The organism is Tistrella bauzanensis, assembly GCF_014636235.1.
Lineage (GTDB): Bacteria > Pseudomonadota > Alphaproteobacteria > Tistrellales > Tistrellaceae > Tistrella > Tistrella bauzanensis.
Window position 1 is genome coordinate 1 of record NZ_BMDZ01000079.1, and the last position, 19,142, is coordinate 19,142.

The 19,142-nt window shown below is 66.6% G+C and carries 17 protein-coding genes; 3 read left to right on the plus strand and 14 right to left on the minus strand.

Annotation, left to right across the window (positions count from 1 at the left end):
* Nucleotides 1–187: 187 nt before the first annotated feature.
* The 7 genes from IEW15_RS21985 to IEW15_RS22015 form a co-directional block, all read right to left on the minus strand.
* A complete protein-coding gene (locus IEW15_RS21985) occupies nucleotides 188–1,702 on the minus strand; it encodes an amidase (RefSeq protein WP_188582000.1) in 1,515 nt (504 codons plus the stop codon).
* A gap of 197 nt (nucleotides 1,703–1,899) precedes the next feature.
* The gene (locus IEW15_RS21990; RefSeq protein WP_188582002.1) at nucleotides 1,900–2,613 is read right to left on the minus strand and encodes an ABC transporter ATP-binding protein; all 714 of its coding nucleotides are present in this window, start codon (nucleotides 2,611–2,613) and stop codon (nucleotides 1,900–1,902) included.
* Nucleotide 2,614: 1 nt separating this feature from the next.
* Complete coding sequence (locus tag IEW15_RS21995; RefSeq protein WP_188582004.1) at nucleotides 2,615–3,358, minus strand: ATP-binding cassette domain-containing protein; 744 nt, start codon at nucleotides 3,356–3,358, stop codon at nucleotides 2,615–2,617.
* 1 nt (nucleotide 3,359) lies between these two features.
* Nucleotides 3,360–4,484: an ABC transporter permease subunit gene (locus IEW15_RS22000; RefSeq protein WP_188582006.1), complete on the minus strand. Its 1,125-nt coding sequence runs from the start codon at nucleotides 4,482–4,484 to the stop codon at nucleotides 3,360–3,362.
* A gap of 3 nt (nucleotides 4,485–4,487) precedes the next feature.
* The gene (locus tag IEW15_RS22005) at nucleotides 4,488–5,354 is read right to left on the minus strand and encodes an ABC transporter permease subunit (RefSeq protein ID WP_188582008.1); all 867 of its coding nucleotides are present in this window, start codon (nucleotides 5,352–5,354) and stop codon (nucleotides 4,488–4,490) included.
* 14 nt (nucleotides 5,355–5,368) lie between these two features.
* Nucleotides 5,369–6,652: an urea ABC transporter substrate-binding protein gene (locus IEW15_RS22010; protein WP_188582010.1), complete on the minus strand. Its 1,284-nt coding sequence runs from the start codon at nucleotides 6,650–6,652 to the stop codon at nucleotides 5,369–5,371.
* Nucleotides 6,653–6,854: 202 nt separating this feature from the next.
* Nucleotides 6,855–7,883, minus strand: coding sequence for a substrate-binding domain-containing protein (locus IEW15_RS22015; RefSeq protein ID WP_188582012.1), 1,029 nt, complete (start codon nucleotides 7,881–7,883; stop codon nucleotides 6,855–6,857).
* Between the two features lie 247 nt (nucleotides 7,884–8,130).
* Here IEW15_RS22015 and IEW15_RS22020 point away from each other — a divergent pair, with 247 nt between their 5' ends.
* Nucleotides 8,131–8,550 (plus strand): MarR family winged helix-turn-helix transcriptional regulator, encoded by a 420-nt coding sequence (locus tag IEW15_RS22020; RefSeq protein ID WP_188582014.1) that lies wholly within the window; start codon nucleotides 8,131–8,133, stop codon nucleotides 8,548–8,550.
* A 35-nt stretch (nucleotides 8,551–8,585) separates the two neighbouring features.
* Here the strand turns inward: IEW15_RS22020 and IEW15_RS22025 are convergent, their stop codons facing one another.
* The 4 genes from IEW15_RS22025 to IEW15_RS22040 all read right to left on the minus strand — a co-directional run bounded on the left by IEW15_RS22025 (nucleotide 8,586) and on the right by IEW15_RS22040 (nucleotide 12,895).
* Nucleotides 8,586–10,067, minus strand: coding sequence for an aminobutyraldehyde dehydrogenase (locus IEW15_RS22025; protein ID WP_188582016.1), 1,482 nt, complete (start codon nucleotides 10,065–10,067; stop codon nucleotides 8,586–8,588).
* Between the two features lie 17 nt (nucleotides 10,068–10,084).
* Nucleotides 10,085–11,014 carry a LysR family transcriptional regulator gene (locus tag IEW15_RS22030; protein ID WP_229708494.1) on the minus strand — a complete coding sequence of 310 codons (930 nt, stop codon included), beginning with the start codon at nucleotides 11,012–11,014 and terminating at the stop codon, nucleotides 10,085–10,087.
* Nucleotides 11,015–11,080: 66 nt separating this feature from the next.
* Entirely contained in the window at nucleotides 11,081–12,586 is a 1,506-nt protein-coding gene (locus tag IEW15_RS22035) for an aldehyde dehydrogenase family protein (RefSeq protein WP_188582018.1), read from the minus strand.
* Between the two features lie 12 nt (nucleotides 12,587–12,598).
* Entirely contained in the window at nucleotides 12,599–12,895 is a 297-nt protein-coding gene (locus IEW15_RS22040) for a putative quinol monooxygenase (RefSeq protein WP_188582021.1), read from the minus strand.
* Between the two features lie 356 nt (nucleotides 12,896–13,251).
* Here IEW15_RS22040 and IEW15_RS22045 point away from each other — a divergent pair, with 356 nt between their 5' ends.
* The gene (locus tag IEW15_RS22045; protein WP_188582022.1) at nucleotides 13,252–14,286 is read left to right on the plus strand and encodes an alcohol dehydrogenase catalytic domain-containing protein; all 1,035 of its coding nucleotides are present in this window, start codon (nucleotides 13,252–13,254) and stop codon (nucleotides 14,284–14,286) included.
* 24 nt (nucleotides 14,287–14,310) lie between these two features.
* Here IEW15_RS22045 and IEW15_RS22050 read toward each other — a convergent pair whose 3' ends face one another.
* On the minus strand, nucleotides 14,311–15,654 hold the full coding sequence (locus IEW15_RS22050; RefSeq protein WP_229708497.1) for an aminotransferase class III-fold pyridoxal phosphate-dependent enzyme: 1,344 nt from the start codon (nucleotides 15,652–15,654) through the stop codon (nucleotides 14,311–14,313).
* A 337-nt stretch (nucleotides 15,655–15,991) separates the two neighbouring features.
* On the opposite strand from IEW15_RS22050, the gene IEW15_RS22055 reads away from it, so the two are divergent.
* Entirely contained in the window at nucleotides 15,992–17,539 is a 1,548-nt protein-coding gene (locus IEW15_RS22055; RefSeq protein ID WP_229708500.1) for an aminotransferase-like domain-containing protein, read from the plus strand.
* A gap of 5 nt (nucleotides 17,540–17,544) precedes the next feature.
* Here the strand turns inward: IEW15_RS22055 and IEW15_RS22060 are convergent, their stop codons facing one another.
* Complete coding sequence (locus IEW15_RS22060) at nucleotides 17,545–18,414, minus strand: alpha/beta fold hydrolase (RefSeq protein ID WP_188582027.1); 870 nt, start codon at nucleotides 18,412–18,414, stop codon at nucleotides 17,545–17,547.
* A gap of 46 nt (nucleotides 18,415–18,460) precedes the next feature.
* On the minus strand, nucleotides 18,461–19,057 hold the full coding sequence (locus IEW15_RS22065) for an SAM-dependent methyltransferase (RefSeq protein ID WP_188582028.1): 597 nt from the start codon (nucleotides 19,055–19,057) through the stop codon (nucleotides 18,461–18,463).
* Nucleotides 19,058–19,142: the final 85 nt, after the last annotated feature.

Here is a 19,142-nt window from a genome sequence, read left to right on the forward strand (position 1 = left end):
AACCGCGCGAGACCCCCGCCAAGCTCCCAAGCCGTCAGCAGACGGCGTCAAACCATGGGTAGCGGGCATTCGGCAACAGCCTCGGATGTGCAAAGAAGCAAGGGCCGCCTGAAAAGCGGCCCTTGCTTCCCGTCTTCCCTAGCGGTCGTCATGCTTGGCCGCACCGCCGCCAGGCGTCGTCACGCGGTTAGAAGGTCTTCCAGTCGCCGACGCCCTCGAAAGCGGCCGCGGCGGCATAGATCGTGCTCTCGTCGTAATCCTTGCCGACCAGCATCATGCCCACCGGCAGGCCGTCGATCAGGCCGCAGGGCACGGTCATTGCCGGGTGGCCGGTCACGTCGAACTGCTGGGTGTTGCCCAGCACCGCGAAGGCCTTGGTGATGTATTCGGTCAGCGAGGCATCGGGGCCGGGATGTTCCGGTGCCACGATCGGGCAGGTCGGCATCAGCAGCAGGTCGTATTCGGCCAGGGCCGCGTCATAGGCCGCCTTCACCAGCCGGGCGATGTTCTGCGATTTGGCATAGAAACGACCGTTATACTTCTGGATGAAGTATTCGCCGATGAACATCGAAATCTTCAGCGACGGTGACAGCTCATCGGCCCGCTGACGCCAGCCGGCATGAGCATCCAGCAGGCCGACATTGTACAGGCCCTTCCAGTTCATCCCCATGCCGTTGCCGTGCATCATCTGCCACTGCAGGCCCTCCAGCGCGATCGGCCCCCAGATCGCCGCTGCGGTGAAGTGCTCGGGGATCGAGATTTCGGTGATCTCGGCACCCAGTTCCTTCAGCTTTTCGGCGGCCGCCCGCACCTTGTCGTAGACCGCCGGATCGCCATTGGCGACCTCGAAGCCTTCCTTCAGCATCGCGATCTTCATGCCCGCGACGCCCTTGCCCAGCGCCTCGGTATAGGCGGCGGTGACCGGCGCATACTGGCGCGGATCGAGTCCGTCGGCGCCGGCCAGCACTTCCAGCAGCAGCGCGTTGTCGGCGACATTGCTGGTCATCGGGCCGGTATGGTCGATCGTGGCCTCGATCGGCATCACGCCGGTATAGGGCACCAGCCCGTGGGTGGGCTTCATGCCATACAGGCCGCACAAGGCAGACGGCATCCGGATCGACCCGCCCTGGTCGCCGCCGATCGCCATGTCGACTTCGCCCGCCGCGACCAGCGCGGCACTACCCGAAGACGATCCGCCAGCCGAATATCCATACTTGTAGGGGTTATGCACCGGGCCGGGCTGCGAGGTGTGGCTGCCACCCGACAGGCAGAAGAATTCGCAGGTCGCCTTGCCGACGATGGTGGCGCCTTCGTCGAGCATGCGGGTGACGATGGTGGCGTCCAGTGCCGGAATATAACCTTCCAGCGTCGAGGCGCCGTTCATCATCGGCACGCCGGCCAGGGCCACATTGTCCTTCAGAACCACGGTGCGGCCGGCAAGCTTGCCACTGGCCGCACCCTTCACTTCCGACTTCACATACCAGGCATTGTACTTGTTCTCAGGACCCGTCGGGCGATAGCCGGGGGTGCGGGGATAGGTGACGACCGGGATATTGTCGGGCAGCGCGTCGATCAGATCATAGGCCGCGAAATTGCCCTCCATCAGGGTCAGATATTCGGCGGCCTCGGCGGCGCTCAGCGTGATGCCGAGACCGGCGGCGAGATCGGTCAACTGGTCGACATTGGGGCGGGTGACGGACATGGTTGTCTCCGTTGTCCTTGAACATGAAGCCAGAGGCTGGCGGACGAAAAGGTCAAAGGCCGGGTGTCGTGGCGCGAACCGTCTGGTCGCGCCACCCGCGTCGGGCCTGATCGTCTCACCGAAAGTCTGGCGGGGGCCTGTGGGTCGTTTTGAGGTCGGCGGTCTTCACGCGTGCATGCCGACAAAGTCGTCAGTCTTCACGCGTGCATGCCGACAAAGTCGGCAATGCGCTCCGGATCCGCCATCATGTCCGGCGAGACCTCGTCCGTGATCACCCCCTTCTGGATGATCAGCAGCCGGTCCGAGAGGGCGGTCAGGAATTCCAGGTTCTGTTCGACCAGGATCATCGCGATACCCGATTGGCGGCGCAGATCCTGAAGGGTTTCCACAATCTCATCCAGGATGTTGGGCTGGATGCCCTCGGTCGGCTCGTCGAGCAGAATGATGCGGGGTTGCGTGCACAGACACCGGGCCAGCGCCAGCAATTGCTGTTCGCCGCCCGACAGCGCGCCGCCGCGCCGGTCCAGCAGCCGGGTCAGGCGCGGAAACAGGCTCAGCACCTGGTCGATCACCGCCTTGTCCTCGCGGCGCTTGCCGGCCTGTCCCATCCGCAGGTTTTCAAACACCGACAGATCGGGAAAGATCTGGCGACCCTGCGGGACATAGCCGATGCCGGCGGCTGCCTTCTGCGCCGGCTTGGCGGCGGTGACGTCGCGACCATCGAGCGTGATCCGCCCGGCGGTGGCCGGCAGATAGCCCATCAGGCTGCGGATCAGCGTGGTCTTGCCCATGCCGTTATGGCCAAGAATCCCAAGGAACTCACCCGGCGCCAAAGTGAAATCGATGCCCATCAGGATCGGGATACGGCCATAGCCCGCGCGCAGCCCCTGAACCGACAACAGCTCCGCCATCTCAATGCACCTTCTTGCCAAGATAGACGTCGCGCACCCGCTGATCGGCCAGCACCGCATCGACGGTGTTTTCCACCAGCACCGCCCCCTGATTGAACACGGTCACGGTCTTGGCGATCATCCGGATGAACTGCATGTCGTGCTCGACCACGATCAAGGCCTTGGTCTGGTTGATATCGCGGATGATCTCCGCCGTGCGCAGCACCTCGTCATGGGTCATGCCGGCGGCCGGTTCGTCCAGCAGGATCAGGTCCGGATCGCCGGCGATCACCATGCCGATCTCCACCCATTGCCGCTGGCCATGAGACAGGCGCCCGACCTGGGCACCGGCCAGATGGGTCATCCGGATCCGATCCAGAACCGAGGCCACGATGTCATTGGCCCGCCGGTCCAGATGCTGGCGCCGCGCCGCCAGCCAGATATGCTCGCGCACGCTCAAGCCATCGAACACGTTCGGCACCTGGGTCTTGATGCCGATGCCGCGCCGGGCGATGGCATGCGGATCATCGCCGGCGATCGGCGCGCCGCGGAAGCTGATCGCACCGGTGCTGGGCTTCAACTGACCGGTCAGCATCTTGAAGAAGGTGCTCTTGCCGGCGCCGTTGGGGCCGATCAGGCAGCGCAGTTCCAGTTCGCGCAGGGTCAGGCTGACATCGCTGACCGCGACCACGCCACCGAAGCGCATGGTCAGATTGCTGGTCTGAAGCAGGATGCCGTCGGCGGCGATGGTGTCCTGGATGGTCATGTCACTTCGCCCCCTCGGCCATGCGGGCATCGGGCGTGGCATCGGCGGTATCGGCGTCCTGGCCGCCGGCGCCGGCCGGCCACAGCCGCTCGATCACCCGCCAGGCCAGCAGCCGCGCCATCGGCACCAGCCCCATCGGCATCGCCAGCACGAAGGCCAGGAGGATGGCGCCCATCACCAGATCGGCGTTGAAGCTTTGCTGAGTGCCGATCTGCAGGATCAGATACTGCATCAGGAAGCAGCCGATCACCGGCCCCAGCAGAGTGCCAAGCCCGCCGATGGTCACCCAGATGATGATCTGCGCCGCGGTCGACAAGCTGAACACCGTGGGGCTGACGAAGGCGCCCCAATTGGTGAACAGGCAGCCGGCAAGCCCCGCCACACCGCCGCCGATGACGAAGGCGAGCAGCTTGTAGATCCGCGGGTCATAGCCGAGCAGCGCGGCCCGGGTCTCGTTCTCGCGCACGGCCACCACCACCCGCCCGAAATGGGTGCGCAGCACGCCCTTCAGCAGCAGATAGACCAGCAGCAGACATCCGGCCGAGAGATACCAGTTCTCCTCAGGTCCGAAGAAGTAGTCGGGGTTTCCCGGCATCGACAGCCCCGGCACCGCTGGAATGCCGTTGAACCCGCCAAGCGGCGCATCGCCGATGGTATAGGCGTCACCAGCGGTGCTGTTGACCACGTTGAACAGGATCAGCGTCACGGTCAGCGTGATCACGCCCAGATAGACATCACTGATCCGGCCATAGAACATGAAATAGCCGAGCACCGCCGCGAACACCGCCGGCACCAGCACCGCCAGCGCCACCGCCGACCAGCCACCATCGGTGTTGATGGCGGTGACGGCGAAGGTATAGGCGCCAAGACCGAAGAAGGCGGTCTGGCCGAAGGACATGATGCCGCCGAAGCCCCAGATGAAGCCCAGGCTGAGCGCCAGAATGCCCATCACCGCGAAGATGGTGTACTGCATCAGGTCGAACAGCTCGACCATCATCGGCATGAACACGACCAGGGCGGCGGCGGCGACGATGCCCAGGGTCTGGGCACCTTTTGCCAGATTGGCATGGGTAAGGCCCGCATTGGTCAGGCCCGCATTGGTCAGGCTTGCGTTTTCTGTGGGCATGGATCAGAGGCTCCCCCTGAAGAAGCGTCCCGAGATGCCCTGGGGCAACAGGCGGATCAGCACGATCGCGAACACGAACAGGAACACCTCGCCGATCACCGGGGTCGTCAGATACGAGGCGGACTGGTTGATGAAGCCGAACAGCCCCGATGCCGTGGCGCTGCCGGTGATCACCGATGCCCCACCCGCCACCACGGTGATGAAGGCCTTGGCGATATAGGCGGCGCCCATGGTGGGCAGCACACCGGCCACGGGGGCGAGCAGGCCGCCGGCCAGACCGGTGATCGCCGCTCCCAGCCCGAAGGTCGCCATATAGACCTTGGGCGGGCTGACCCCCATGGCCGCCGCCATGTCGGGGTTCTGCATGGTGGCGCGGGCGATCAGCCCGAAGCGGGTGCGGCGCATCAGCAGCCACAATCCGCCGAGCAGCAGCGCCGCCACCACCACCAGAAACACCGTGTACTGGCTGCTGCGATAGGCGCCGATGGTGAAACCGCCAAGCGGCGACGGCACGCTTTTGATCGTGTTGCCGAAGATGGTGGTGATCAGGCCCACGAGAAACAGGCTCAGGCCCCAGGTGGCGAGCATCGAATCCACCAGCCGCCCATAGAGCAGGCGGATGAAGGTCCGCTCCACCACCAGCCCGACCAACCCCACGAAGACCGGCGAGATCACCAGCATGGCGATCCAGATATTGATGCCGCTATCCACGGCGACCACCGTGGCATAGGCGCCCAGCATCAGGAATTCGCCATGGGCGAGGTTGATGATCTTCATCATCCCGAAGATGACGGCGAGCCCCGTGCACAGAAGGATCAGCGAGGCGATGCCGTTCAGCACATCCAGGGTCAGGACGGCTGCGAGATCCATGAGCCTGTCCCCTGTCAGAGCGAGATGACGTACTGCTTGGTATCGCGGGGGTTGGCGATCAGGTCGCACACCGCCGCGGTATCGGCCGGCGGCTGGTCGGGATAGCTGCCGACCACGCTCCACAGCTTCTCCTTGGCTTCTGCCAGGAAGGCGTTGCGCACGGTGTGATGGGTCTTGTGATCGATGGTGACCGTGCCGGTCGGGCCGTCGAAGCTCATGCCCGACTCCAGCGCCTCGGTCACCTTCATGCGGTCGATCGACTGGGCCTTCTTCGCCGCCTCGACCCACAGATGGAAGCCTTCATAGGTGCAGGCCGCCAGCTCGCTGATATAGGGGATGCCGGGGAATTTCTCTTTCAGCGCGCCGGTGAATTTGGTGCTGGCCGGCGTGGTCAGTTCCTCGTAATAGCCGTAACCGCTGATGATGCCGTCGCTTTCCGAGGCCTCCAGCGCCGCCAGTTCGTTGACCAGACCGAAGGTGGTCGAGGCGATCGGGATCGAGCCCTTCAGCCCCGCCGCCGCCCATTGGCGATAGAAGGCGGTGTGATTGCCGCCAACCAGGGCCGAGAACACCACATCGGGCTTGGCCTGCTGGATCTTGCTGATCGTCGAGCCGAAATTGGTCACGTCGAGCGGGAAGAAGTCGACCGACAGCACCTCGCCGCCATTGTCCTTTGTGTATTTCTCCATCCATTTGGCGGTGATCTGGCCGTAATTATAGTCGGCCGCCAGGATGTAGACCTTCTTGCCCCAGCGCTCCAGCGCGTAAGGCACCAGCTTTTCGACGGTCTGGGCCGGGGTGGTGCCGGTCGAGAACACGTTGCGGTCGCAGACGCCGCCCTCATAGAGGGTGTTATAGAAATACAGCGTCTTGTAGCGCCCGAAGACCGGGCGGATCGCTTCGCGTGAGGCCGAGGTGATGCCGCCATGCACCACCGCCACCTTGTCCTTCAGCGCGATCTGCTGGGCATACTGGGTGTAGAGCTGGATGTTCGACTGGGTGTCGTAATGCACCAGCTTCAGCGGCCGGCCCAGAACGCCGCCCGCCGCGTTCACTTCCTCGATGCCGAGTTCAAGCGCCCGCACCATCGGCACGCCCGAGGTGCCGACCGCGCCCGACTGGTCGTGCAGGCTGCCGATCAGGATCGGATCGTCCGAGCCGAGCGCCGCATGGCGCATGATCGCGGGTGCCGCGATCAGACCGCCGGCGGCAAGCGCCGTGCTGCGGAGAAAGGTTCTGCGGGTGACGCTGCCCGATGCGGCGCCACGGGTGGTGAGGTCTGTCCGGTTTTTGGACATAGGTCGGCTGCTCCCTGCCAATGGCCGTCTCCGACGCTCCCCGTCGCGACGACGTCATTACAGGTATTTGAATTCGTCAGTGTTGAAAAGTCAACTATATGATGCGCCGCAAAAAAGAGAGATGATCAGAGGCCGGTCCTGGGGCGTTCCCCGACCGGCCTCTCTGATGCTCCCGCAATCCGGCCCGGCGGCCAGGGCACGGTCAGAACGAGGCAATATGTTTGAAATCAATGCCTTGTACAGTCGCCAAATGAACTGCAAGCGGCCCGGCCATGGCGTCGTGGCTGCGGGCCGATCGATGCGGCAGATGAAAGCGGTCGCGCCGCCGCGTCAGCCCGCCGCTGACCGGTGCGGTGTCGACCAGGCTTTTCAGGAAGTGCACACCTTCGTAGCACGATTGCCCCAGCATGTTGGGCACCGGCGACCTTCGGCCGAACATCGCCTGATAGCTGTCGAGGAAGCTGTTGTTGGCGGCGGTGTCGAGGTTGCAGAAATAGCCCGAGACGCTGAACAGCCGCTCGGTGTTCTCTTCCCCCACGGCATAGAGCAGGTTCTCGTCGAAGGCCATGCACAGCCGGCTTGCGGCACTGGCAAGGCCGGCCTCGCCGAAGGCGCGATGGAAGCTGATCGCGTCTTCGCCCAGCAGCAGCAGCAGCACGCCATCGGCACCGCTGGCGCGGATGGCATCCAGTTCGGCGGTGAAATCGCCATGGATCCAGGGCACATAGCGCTCCCCCACCACCCGCGCGCCCATCCGCCCGGCGATCGCCTTGACCAGCACCGCCGACCGCCTGGGCCAGACATAATCATTGCCCAGGATGAACCAGCGCTCCACGCGCTCGCGTTCCCCCATCCAGGCCATGGCCGGGGGCAGCAACTCCCGGCTGGTCTCGCCGATGGTGTACACCCCCGGCGCCCGCTCGCCACCCTCGTATTGCGGCGTATAGACATAGGGCACGCGGCCGGCGATCGTGGCCGCCATCGTCGCGCGAAGATCGCTCGGATGCATCGCCACCACCGCGTCGATGGTGCGGGCGGCGATCGCGCCCGAGATCTGCGCGGCGATACGCTCAGGCGGCAGGCCGGCATCGAAGATGTCGATCGCGACCTCGCGGCCGCCGATGCCGCCGGCGGTGTTGATTTCCGCCACCGCCAGCCGGGCGCTGGTCTCGCAGGATGGCCCCCAGATACCCGCCGGGCCCTGGCGCTGGATCAGAAGTCCAATGTTCATCAAAGCCTCTCCCTGGATTGGCACAAGGCCGGGATGTCGTCAGCGGCGGTTATCCGACATGCGGGTGCACCCGTCTTGATCGTCGTTGGCGCCGTTCGATCCCCGCCCTTCCCCCGTTCGTGCATGTCCGTCACTTGCCTAAACCACTGCGCGTCGGATAAATGATCCGGCCTGCCGGCTGGTCATCGGTCCGCCATGCGTGGTCCAGCCGTCCTCCCGCCCCCGCAATCGAGGTTGCAGCGTCTTCGTGCCGCCGTCCATCGAGCATCACATCGCCTATATCACGGCCCGCGCCACCCGCTCGCTTGAACGCGAGTTGGAAGAGGCGTTGCGCCCCGAAAAGATCCCGCTGTCGACCGCCCGGGTGCTTGGCCTGCTCGACGACACCCAGGGCCGGCCGATGTCGGACCTGGCCGATGCGGTGCTGGTCGATCCGCCGACCATGACCAAGATGATCGACCGGATGGTGTCGCAATCGCTGGTCTTCCGCGCGCCCGACCCCGACGACCGCCGGCGGGTGCTGATCTTCATGGCGCCGCGCGGCCAGGAATTGTGGCAGCGCGTCCAGCCGATTCTGGCAGCCCAGCAGGCCCGACTGGAAGCCGCCCTCAGCCCTGAACGGCTGGACCGGCTGACCGATGCCCTGAATGCCCTGATGCAGGCCTGATCGCCGCCCTGGCCCTCCCCTGCCCGTCTGCTGCGTCATGACGGACCATCCTCGTTGAGCAGGATGTGCTTGGCCACCGAATATTGATCCAGCGCATGCACCGACATGTCATAGCCAAAGCCCGACCGACGCCGGCCGCCATGGGGCATCTCGGCCGGAAACACCATGTGATCGTTGATCCAGACGCAGCCATAGTCCAGCCGGCGCCCGAACGCCATCGCCCGGCCGATATCGCGGGTCCACACCGATGCCGCCAGCCCGTGTTCCGACCGGTTGGCGAAGCGCAGCGCCTCATCCACATCGGCCGAGCGCGTGACGGTGACCACCGGCCCGAAGACCTCGCGGGTCACGATCTCGTCCTGCGGGGCGGCATTCACGATCACGGTCGGCGCGTAGAAGCAGCCATTGCCGGGAATGGATGCACCGCCGGTCGCGATCGTGGCGGTGCCCGATGCCCGCGCGCGCTCCACATAGCTGGCGACCCGGTCGCGCTGGCGGGACGATATCAGCGGCCCCATCTCGGTGACCGGGTCGAAGGGTGACCCGACGCGGATCGTCGACACCGCCGCCACCAGCCGCTCGACCAGCCGGTCATGGATGCCCGGCGCCACGAACAGCCGCGCCGCGGCCGTGCAGTCCTGGCCGGCATTATAGAAGCCCGCCCGGCGGACACAGGCCACCAGCCGGTCGATATCGGCATCCTCGGCCACGATCACCGGCGCGTTGCCGCCCAGTTCCAGCAGGCTGCGTTTCACGCCGAAGGCCGCACCATCCAGCACCTTGCGGCCGGTGACCAGATCGCCGGTCACGCTGACCAACGCCACGCCCGGATGGCGCACCAGCGCCTGCCCCACCGCCTCGCCGCTGCCCGCCACCACGTTCAGCACCCCGGCGGGCAGGATGTCGGCCAGCATCGCCGCCAGTGTCAGAAGCGACAGGGGCGCCTCCTCGCCGGGCTTCAGCACCACGGTGTTGCCGGCGGCCAACGCCGGCGCCAGCTTCCAGGCGGCGATCATCAGCGGATAGTTCCAGGGGATGATCGCCGCCACCACGCCCAGCGGTTCGCGCATCAGAATGCTGGTGCGGCCGGGCAGATAGGCATCGGCCGCCATATCCTGGCGGGTGCGCGCGGCGCCCGCGAAAAACCTGAAGACATCCGCCGCCCGCGGCAGTTCGCCATCGCGTGACGCCGCGAGCGGCTTGCCGCAGTTGCGCGCCTCGATCGCGGCCAGAACCGGCGCCTGACGGTCGATGACATCGGCGATCGCCAGCAGCATCCGGGCCCGCGCGCCCGGTGTCAGCCCGGCCCAGCCGGGTGCCGCCCGCACAGCCGCCGCCACCGCCTCGTCCACCTGAACCAGCGAGGCATCGCGCAGGCTGGTGATCTGAAGCCCGGTCGACGGGTCGATCACCACCCGCTCCGGCCCTTCACCCGCGATCAGCCGCCCGCCGATCAGCAGGTCGGTGCCGGCCTGTCCGGCCGTGCCGGGCGTATTGTATACGGGCTGATCGTGCATGGCTGTGCGCCCCCCGCTCAATCGGCCGCCCGATGGCCGGGGCGCTGCCCCTGCCGGCAGGACTGAAGAAAATGATCCACGGCCGCCGCGCGCTCCAGCCCGCGCCGCCACACCACGCCCACATCCAGGGCCGGCAGTGGATCGGCGATGCCGCGCACCTCCAGCCGGTCGCCTTCCAGCGACCAGGGGCGATAGGCGATGTCGGGTGCGATGGCGATGCCGGCGCCGGTCGCCACCATACTGCGCACCGCCTCCACCGATCCGGTCTGGAACAGCACCCGTGGCATCAGCCCGGCGCGCCGGAAGATCCGGGTCAGGCTGTCGCCGTAATCATCGGCGGTCAGCACGATCAGCGGTTCCTGGCAGACATCGAACAGGCTGATCCGGTCGCGCTTCAGGAAGCGATGATTGGGTGGCAGCCACAGCCGGTTCTGCGACCGGGCCAGCACCTCGAAGGCGAGCGCCGCCTTCTCTTCAAGATCCGATACCACCAGGATCGCCACATCCAACTCGCCATTGATCAGCAACTGTTCGATGAAGCTGCGGCGATCCTCCGACGGGATGACCTCGACGCCTGGAAAGGTGCGGCGGAAACGGGCCAGCAGATCGGCCAGGAAATAGCCGGCGACCATCGGCGACACCCCCACGTCCAGCCGTCCGGTCAGCGAGCGCCCCGCCGCCGACAGGGTGCGGCCGGCGGCGGTCAGCGCCTCGATCATCGCATGGGCATGGCGCAGGAAATGGTGGCCCTCATGGGTCAGCGACACACCGCGCGGGTGGCGCTGAAGCAGCGGCACCCCCAATTGATGCTCGATCGACTTGATCGCCTCGGTCACGGCGGATTGCGACACCCCGACCAGCGCCGCCGCCCCCGTCACCGATCCGGCTTCCGCCGCGGCCACGAAATACCGGATATGCCGAAACGACAGGTCCATGCTGGTCGGCATGCTTTCACAACAAGGCTGACGGCCTGTCAGCCGGCACAACAAGACTGACGGCCTGTCAGCCGGATCTCATCCCAGCGTCACCCACACGCTCTTGGTCTGGGTATGGGCGACGATGGCGTCGAAACATTTGTCGCGGCCATTGCCGGTCTGCTTCCAGCCGCCCCAGGGCTGGGTCATGTCGCCGTTCATATAGCCGTTCACCCACACCATCCCGCACGCGACACCAGCGGCGAAGCGATGCGCCTTGCCCAGATCACGCGTCCAGACACCGGCGGCCAGGCCATAGACCGTGTCATTGGCGATCCGCAACGCCTCGTCCGGTCCGTCGAAGCCGATCACCGCGCCGACGGGGCCGAAGATTTCTTCTCTCGCAATCCGCATGCCATTGCCCACATCGGCGAACAGGGTCGGCTCAACCCAGGCGCCGCTGTTATGGCCGGCGGGCACCGCACCGCCAAAGGCCAGCCGCGCGCCCTCGTCGCGGCCGATGTCGATATAGCTCAACACCCGCTTCTGGTGACTGCGCGTGACCAGCGGCCCCAGCGTGGTTGCCGGGTCCAGCGGGTTGCCGATCTGCACAATGGCGCGGGTGCGGGCCGCGAAGGCCTCGACGAAATCGCTCAGGATCGCCCGCTCCACCAGAATGCGTGACCCGGCGCTGCACACCTCGCCCTGATTGCCATAGATGCCGGCAACCGCGGTATTCACCGCTGCCTCAAGGTCTTCGACATCGGCCATGATGACATGCGGCGACTTGCCGCCACATTCCGTCGAGACATGTTTCAGGTTTGACTGGCCGGCATAGACCATCATCAACCCGCCAACCTCGCCGGATCCTGTGAAGGCGATCTTGTCGACATCCATATGACGGGCCAGCGCCTGCCCCGCCTCTTCACCATAACCCGGCACGACATTCAGAATGCCGGGCGGGCCGCCGGCCTCGACGAACAGCCGTCCCAGCAGCAGCGCGCTCAACGGCGACTGTTCGGCGGGTTTCAGAACCACGGCATTACCCGCGGCCAGGGCCGGCGCGATCTTCCAGGCCGCCATCATCAGCGGATAGTTCCAGGGCACGATGCAGCCGACCACGCCCAGCGGCTGCCTGAGGATGTAATGCAGGGCGTCCTCACCCGTCGCCGTGGTCATGCCGGTGATCTTGTCCGCCGCCTCGGCCATGAACCGGAAACAGGCAAGGCTGCCGGGCACGTCGATGGTCAGCATCTCGGCAATCGGTTTGCCCATATCCTGGGCATCGAGCACGGCAAATGCCTCTGCATGCGCCTCGATCAGATCGGCGAAGCGATAAAGCACCGCCATGCGGGCGCGCGGCGCGATCCGTGCCCAGGGCGCCGTTCGAAAGGCGCGCCGGGCCGAGGCCACCGCCCGGTCGATATCGACGGCACCGCCGCGGGCGACCGCGGCGAGCACGCCGTCATCGGCCGGATTGATCGTCTCGAACCGGCGGCCATCCGCCGCATCGACGAAAGCGCCGTCGATGAACAACCCGGTGTCGGGGCGAAGGGTCCGGGCCAGAGCGGTCCAGTATTCCGTGGTCTTCAGGTCGGCGGACATACGCGTGATCCTTCACTTCGCCGACAGTTCGGTGCAGGTCTCAAGGATGACCGGTTCGGCCAGATGCGGTTTGACCGCGGCGAAGAACACCGCCACCGCATCCGATCCATTATGCCGGTCCATCGCCGCCGCATCGGTGAACCGTTCATAGGTCGTGAACCGGCAGGGATTGTCCCGCGACTGGCTGATGAAGAAATCGATGGTGTCGGGCTCATTGGCCCGGACATGCGCCGCCACCTTCAGAAGTTCCGCCGCCATCAGAGCGTCGCTGCCCGGCGTGACGGTGATGATGGCCGTGATCGTGATCATGGGCGCTGCTTCCCGGCTTGATGATGATGGCCCGGCGCTCGCCGGGCCGCTCCATCAGCCTGCGGCCCCTCGGCGGTCTATGACCAATTCAAAATCATGGATTGCACTATCGGAAAACCCGATCGCAACCCGGCGCCTCGTCCGGCCGGATGCCACCCGATCATCCGGTCCCCGCAATGGCCCCGCCTTCCGATATCGGAAATGGTCGCCATATGGCCACTGCCATCGGTGCTTCAGATATCGGAACCGGCGGCTTTCCTGTTTTACACCGGGCTGTGGCTGGGGTCTGCTTGAACGGCCGATCAGCAGCGGTGACCGGCCTTCGACCCTGCAGCCACGCGGAGACACCACACGCCATGACCATGATGCGCGCCGCCATACTGGATCAGCCCGGCCAGGGCCTGCATTTCCGCCAGATCGCGCGGCCGGTGCCCGCGGCCGGCGAGGTGCTGATCCGCGTCGCCGCCTGTGGCGTCTGCCATTCCGACCTGCACATCGTGGATGGCGATTGGGGCACGCCGCCGCTGCTGCCGCTGATCCCCGGCCATGAGGTCACCGGCCATGTCGTGGCGCTGGGGTCGGGCGTTTCCGGGCTGGCGATCGGCGATGCCGCAGGCGTGCCCTGGATGGCCCATGCCTGCGGCCGGTGCGGCTTCTGTCTGGCGGGAATGGAGACGATCTGCCCCGATGGCGGTGCCACCGGCTTCAGCCGCAATGGCGGCTATGCCGAGTATATGGTGGCCGAGGCCGATTTCGTGGCCCGGCTGCCGGCCGGCGCTGATCTGGCGGCACTGGCGCCGGTGCTGTGCGCCGGTGTCACCACCTATCGCGGGCTGAAGCGGTCGGAAGCCCGGCCGGGGCAGCAGGTGGCGGTGATCGGCGTGGGCGGGCTGGGCCATGTCGCCGTGCAGTATGCCCGCGCGATGGGCCTGCGACCGGTGGCGGTGGATGTCTCGGCCGATCGTCTGGCCCAGGCGCACAGGCTGGGCGCCGAACGGATGATCGATGCCACCGGCCCCGATCCGGTCGCCGCGCTGATTGCCGCGACCGGCGGCGGGGTACATGCGGCCCTGGTCACCGCAACAGCGCCGCGTGCCTTCGAACAGGCGCTGGCCATGGTCAGGCCCGGCGGCACAGTGGTGTTCATCGGCCTGCCCGGCGGCGACCGCGACACCATCCGGGTGTCGATTTCCGCGATCTCGAACTGGGAGCGATCGATCCGCGGCTCGAATGTCGGCACCCGCACGGATCTTCAGGAGGCGGTGGATTTCGCCCTGCGCGGCCATGTCCGTGCCGACATCGAAACCATGGCCTTCGACGATATCGACACCGCCCTGGCCCGGCTGCGGGCGGGCATGGTCAATGGACGGCTGGTCCTGACCATGCCCTGATAGACGACGGCCCCGAGATGCCGGTCAGAACCCGGCCAGCACCTTTTCCACCGTATCGAACAGATGGTCCAGATCGGCAGGTTCCATCACGAAGGGCGGCGCGAAAATCAGCGTGTCGTTCGTGACGCGCACAATCGCACCGGCATCGTACAGCGCCGTCAGCGCCTGGAAGCCGCGCGCACCCATGGTGGCGCCGGCTGCCAGATCGGCCGCACCCAGCATGCCATAGCCGCGGATATCCTCGACGATGCCATGGGCGCGCAATCGGCCCAGCCGTTCCAGGAAATGTGGCGACAAGGCCGCCGCGCGGTCGAACAGCGCCTCATCCTGGAAGATCTTCAGGCTGGCCAGGGCCGCCGCACAGGCAACCGGATGCGCCGACCAGGTGTAGCCGTGGAAGAATTCGATACCCGACGGATTGTCGTCGACGATGGTGTCATAGACCATGCGCGATGCGGCGACCGCCGCCATCGGCACCGTGCCGTTGGTGATCGCCTTGGCCATGGTGATGATATCGGGGGTCACGCCGAAGGACTGGGCGGCGAAGGCCTTGCCGGTGCGGCCGAAGCCGGTGATCACCTCGTCGAAGATCAGCAGAATGCCATGGCGGTCGCAGATCTCGCGCAGGCGTGCCAGATAGCCCTGCGGCGGCACCAGCACCCCGATCGATCCTGAAATCGGCTCGACGATGCAGGCGGCGATCGTGTCGGCGCCGTAAAGGCCCACCGCCCGTTCCAGATCATCCGCCAGATCGGCGCCATGTTCACCCTCACCCAGCACGAAACGGTTTTCGGGGATATGGGTGTGGCGCATATGGGCGACACCGGCCATGCCCAGGCCGAACATCTCGCGGTTGCGCACCATGCCGCCCACCGACCAGCCAGCCAGATTGACGCCATGATAGGCCTTCTCGCGCCCGATCACCCGCTGGCGCTGACCCTCGCCACGACGGCGGTGATAGAGCATGGCGATCTTCAGCGCGGTTTCCACCGCTTCCGAGCCGGAGCCGGCGAAGAACACCCGGTCGATACCGTCGGGCAGGATCCGGGCCAGGGCACTGGCGACGGCGAAGCCGCCGGGGGTGCCGAACTGGAAGGGCGGGGCATAGTCCAGCCGGCCAAGCTGTGCGGTCACCGCCTCGGTGATCTCGCGTCGGCCATGGCCGGCGGGCGTGCAGAACAGGCCCGACAGGCCATCGATCAACTGGTCGCCGCGATCATTGCGGTACCAGATGCCATGGGCCTCGGTGATGATGCGCGGCGCCGCCTTGAAGGCACGGTTGGCGGTGAAGGGCATCCAGTGATGGCTCAGATCCAGACTGTTCTGAGCGGCGTCATGGGGCTGGGGCGCGGTGACGGTATCGGGCATCGCCTCTCTCGCTCTGTTCCGGCCTGTGGGACTGTTCGGCCAGGTGCGAGCAGACCATGTGCCGTGCCCGCGCAGTAGAGCCAGCCGGCGCGAAGCCATCGGGCCAGAGTGGATCATCGCCAGAGCGGATCATCGCCGCCCGTGACCGGCCCGCGCCGCCCCATGCCTGCGCATGGTCATCCTGCCGGGTGACCGTAAAACAGGCAGACCGGCGCAATCGATACCCGGCTGGTCCCGGCGGACTGACCATTGGCGGCGATTGTCCCGGATTGGTATGGTCCGTGCTTCGGATAAAACCTGCACCATCCGACCCGCCATCACTGAACGGCACCCGCTCTTGCTCAATCTCGTCCGCGACCCCGGCACCACCATCCAGGCCTCGCTGCGTCAGGCGGTCGTTCAGGCGATCGCCGAGGGCCGGCTGGCGACCGGGCAGAAGCTGCCGCCCTCGCGCCGCTGGGCCACCCAGCTTGGCATCGCGCGCAACACCGTCACCGCGGTTCTCGACGATCTGGTGGCGCGCGGCTATCTGGTCTCGGCCGAACGCCGCGGCTATTTCGTCGCCGGTCATCCGGGTGCCGAGGGCGACCCGCTGCCGCCGCCTCCGCCACCGCCGGTCCCCGCGGCGGCGGCGGACACTCATGACACCGGCGATGCGGACGCACCGGCCGTCGACCAGGATCCGGCCGCCGGGCCGGTCTGGATACAGCGTTTCACCATGCAGCCCGGCCGGCTGCGCAACATCGAAAAGCCCCGCGACTGGCAGCGTTATCCCTATCCCTTCATCTATGGGCAGGTCGATCAGGATCTGTTTCCGATCGCGGTCTGGCGGCAGTGCTCCCGCGATGCGCTGGGGCGTTCGGCGGTGAATTACTGGGCGGCCGACCAGATCGTCGACGATGATCCACTGCTGATCGAGCAGATCCGCCGCCACATTCTGCCGGCCCGCGGCATCTATGCCCGCGCCGACGAGATCCTGATCACGCTGGGCTCGCAGCACGGGCTGTATCTGCTGTCACGCCTGCTGGTCCGCCCGGCCGACGTGGTCGGCATCGAGGATCCGGGCTATCCCGACGCCCGCAACATCTTCGCGCTTGCCGAAGGCTCGGTACGGCTGCTGCCGGTCGATGATGGCGGCATCGACCCGGATGGCACGGCGCTCGACGGCGTGACCCTGGCGGTGGTCACGCCCTCCTATCACTGCCCGACCATGGTGACGATGCCGCAACCGAGCCAGCGCGCCCTGCTGGCCCGCGCCATCCGCGACGACATGCTGCTGATCGAGGATGATTACGAGGGCGAAACCCGGTTCGAGGCCGATGCCCGCTCGCTCAAATCCATGGACCGCACCGGGCGGGTGATCTATCTGGGATCGCTGTCGAAGGTGCTGGCGCCGGGGGTGCGGCTGGGCTTCATGGTCGGTGCGGCACCGCTGATCGCCGAGGCCCGCGCCCTGCGCCGGCTGATGCACCGCACCGCACCGCTCAACAACCAGCGGACCGCCGCGATCTTTCTGGCGGAAGGCCATTATCAGGGCCTTGTGCGCACCTTGCGGGTCAGCATGAAGCAGCGCTGGGACGTGGCGACGCGGGCGGTGGACCTGCATATTCCCGATGTCGTCCGCCCGCCCAGCACCGGCGGGTCCAGCATCTGGCTGCGCCTGCCCGATGGTCTGGCCGAAACCGGCCTTGGCGATGCGGCGCGGCGCCGGGGGGTGCTGTTCGAAAGCGGGCAGGCCTTCTTCGCGGCGCCACCGCCGGGCCACGACCACATCCGCCTCGGCCTGTCGTCGATCGGCCCCGACCGGATCGGCGAAGGCGTGCAGCGGCTGGCCGCGGCCCTGGCCGAAGCCCAGCGGGCGGCCCGGCCCGGACAGGGCAGTTGATCAGATCAGGCTGGTAACGAGCCACTGAAGAAGGCGATCAACGCCGCCGCCAGCGCCTCAGGTGCCTCTTTGGCCATGTGATGGCCGCTCTCGATCGGATGGCCGCGCAGATCCGGCGCCCAGGGCCGCCATACCGCCAGCACATCGCCATAGAGCCGTTCCAGATCGTCGCGCGACGACCACAGGCACAAAGTGGGGCAGCGCAGCCGCCGCCCCGCGGCCCGGTCTGCGGCATCATGCGCGCGGTCGATGCCAAGCCCGGCGCGGTAATCTTCCACCATCGCGTGCACGGTGGCCGGATCGTGCAGCGCGCCGCGGATATCCTCATAGGCCGCCGGGCCGATGACCGACGGGTCCAGGCCGTACCAGGCATCCGGATCGGCCAGAATGGCGCGTTCCGGCTTGCCGGGCTGGGCAAAAAAGAACCAGTGCCACCAGGCCTGCGCGAAGCCGGCATCGCAGCGCTCCAGCGCCTCGATGATCGGCACGCCGTCGAGCACCGCCAGCCGCGTGACCGCATCCGGATGGTCCATCGCCATCCGGAAGGCCACATAGCTGCCGCGATCATGGCCGGCCACCGCGAACCGGTCGTGTCCCAGCGCCCGCATCAGATCGATACCGTCCTGGGCCTTGGCGCGTTTCGACGAGCCGGCGTGATCAGAGCTGTCCGCCGGTTTCGACGACTGCCCGAAGCCGCGCAGATCCGGGCAGACGATGGTGAAATGCCGCGCCAGCAGCGGCGCCACGCGCCACCATGTCACATGGGTGCGGGGATGCCCGTGCAGCAGCAGCAGAGGCGGTCCGCTGCCGCCATGGCGACAGCGCAGCGTGGCATCGGGCAGGGGGATATGCTCAAGCGTGAAGCCATCGAACAAGGCAGACTCTCCCTCGCTCAACCCCCCGCGATCGGTAGCCGGCGGTTCAGGCGACCGCAGTGGCGGTGGCGGTGGCGGCCGCATCCACGCCGTCGCACCAGATCATAATCGTGTTGCGGTCGTGCTGCGCGCCGATCCGCACCGTCGTGCCGGGCGCCAGATCGCGGGGCTGGTCCAGCGGAAAGACCCTGACCGCCCAGCATGATTTGATGCCGGTACAGGGGCGGTTCTCGTAGATCAGGTCGCCCTTGTCGTCCATGTCCATCTTCAGCCACTGGACGATGCCGGTCACCCGCCCGCCATTGGCGGTCAGGGTCGCCGTGGTGCGGCTGGACGGGAACGGGCCGCCGGATTGCAGATCGAATCGCATCAGCTCAACCGGCTCGCTGCGCAGCGACAATCCCTTCTGGTCGGGCGCCGTGCGATAGAACGGCGCGCCCAGATGGTTGAAATCAGACAGGTCGAAGCCCGACGTCGTGGCCATGCGCCGGCGGCCTGTCTCCTCATCCTCGATCAGTGCCACCTGTGCCGCGACCACCGCCGGTATCATCCGCGCGCCCGGCTTCAGCAGGCGCTTCGTCGCATCCTCGATCGCCGGCAGCACCGCCTCGCCCAACAGATCGTTGGAGATGATCTCCTGCACCAGAGAGGCTGTCGCGCAATGAGCGCGGCGGGCTGGTTTAGAGCGTCACCGTCGCCTGGGACGGCGTGAGGCGGCCCGTCCTCCT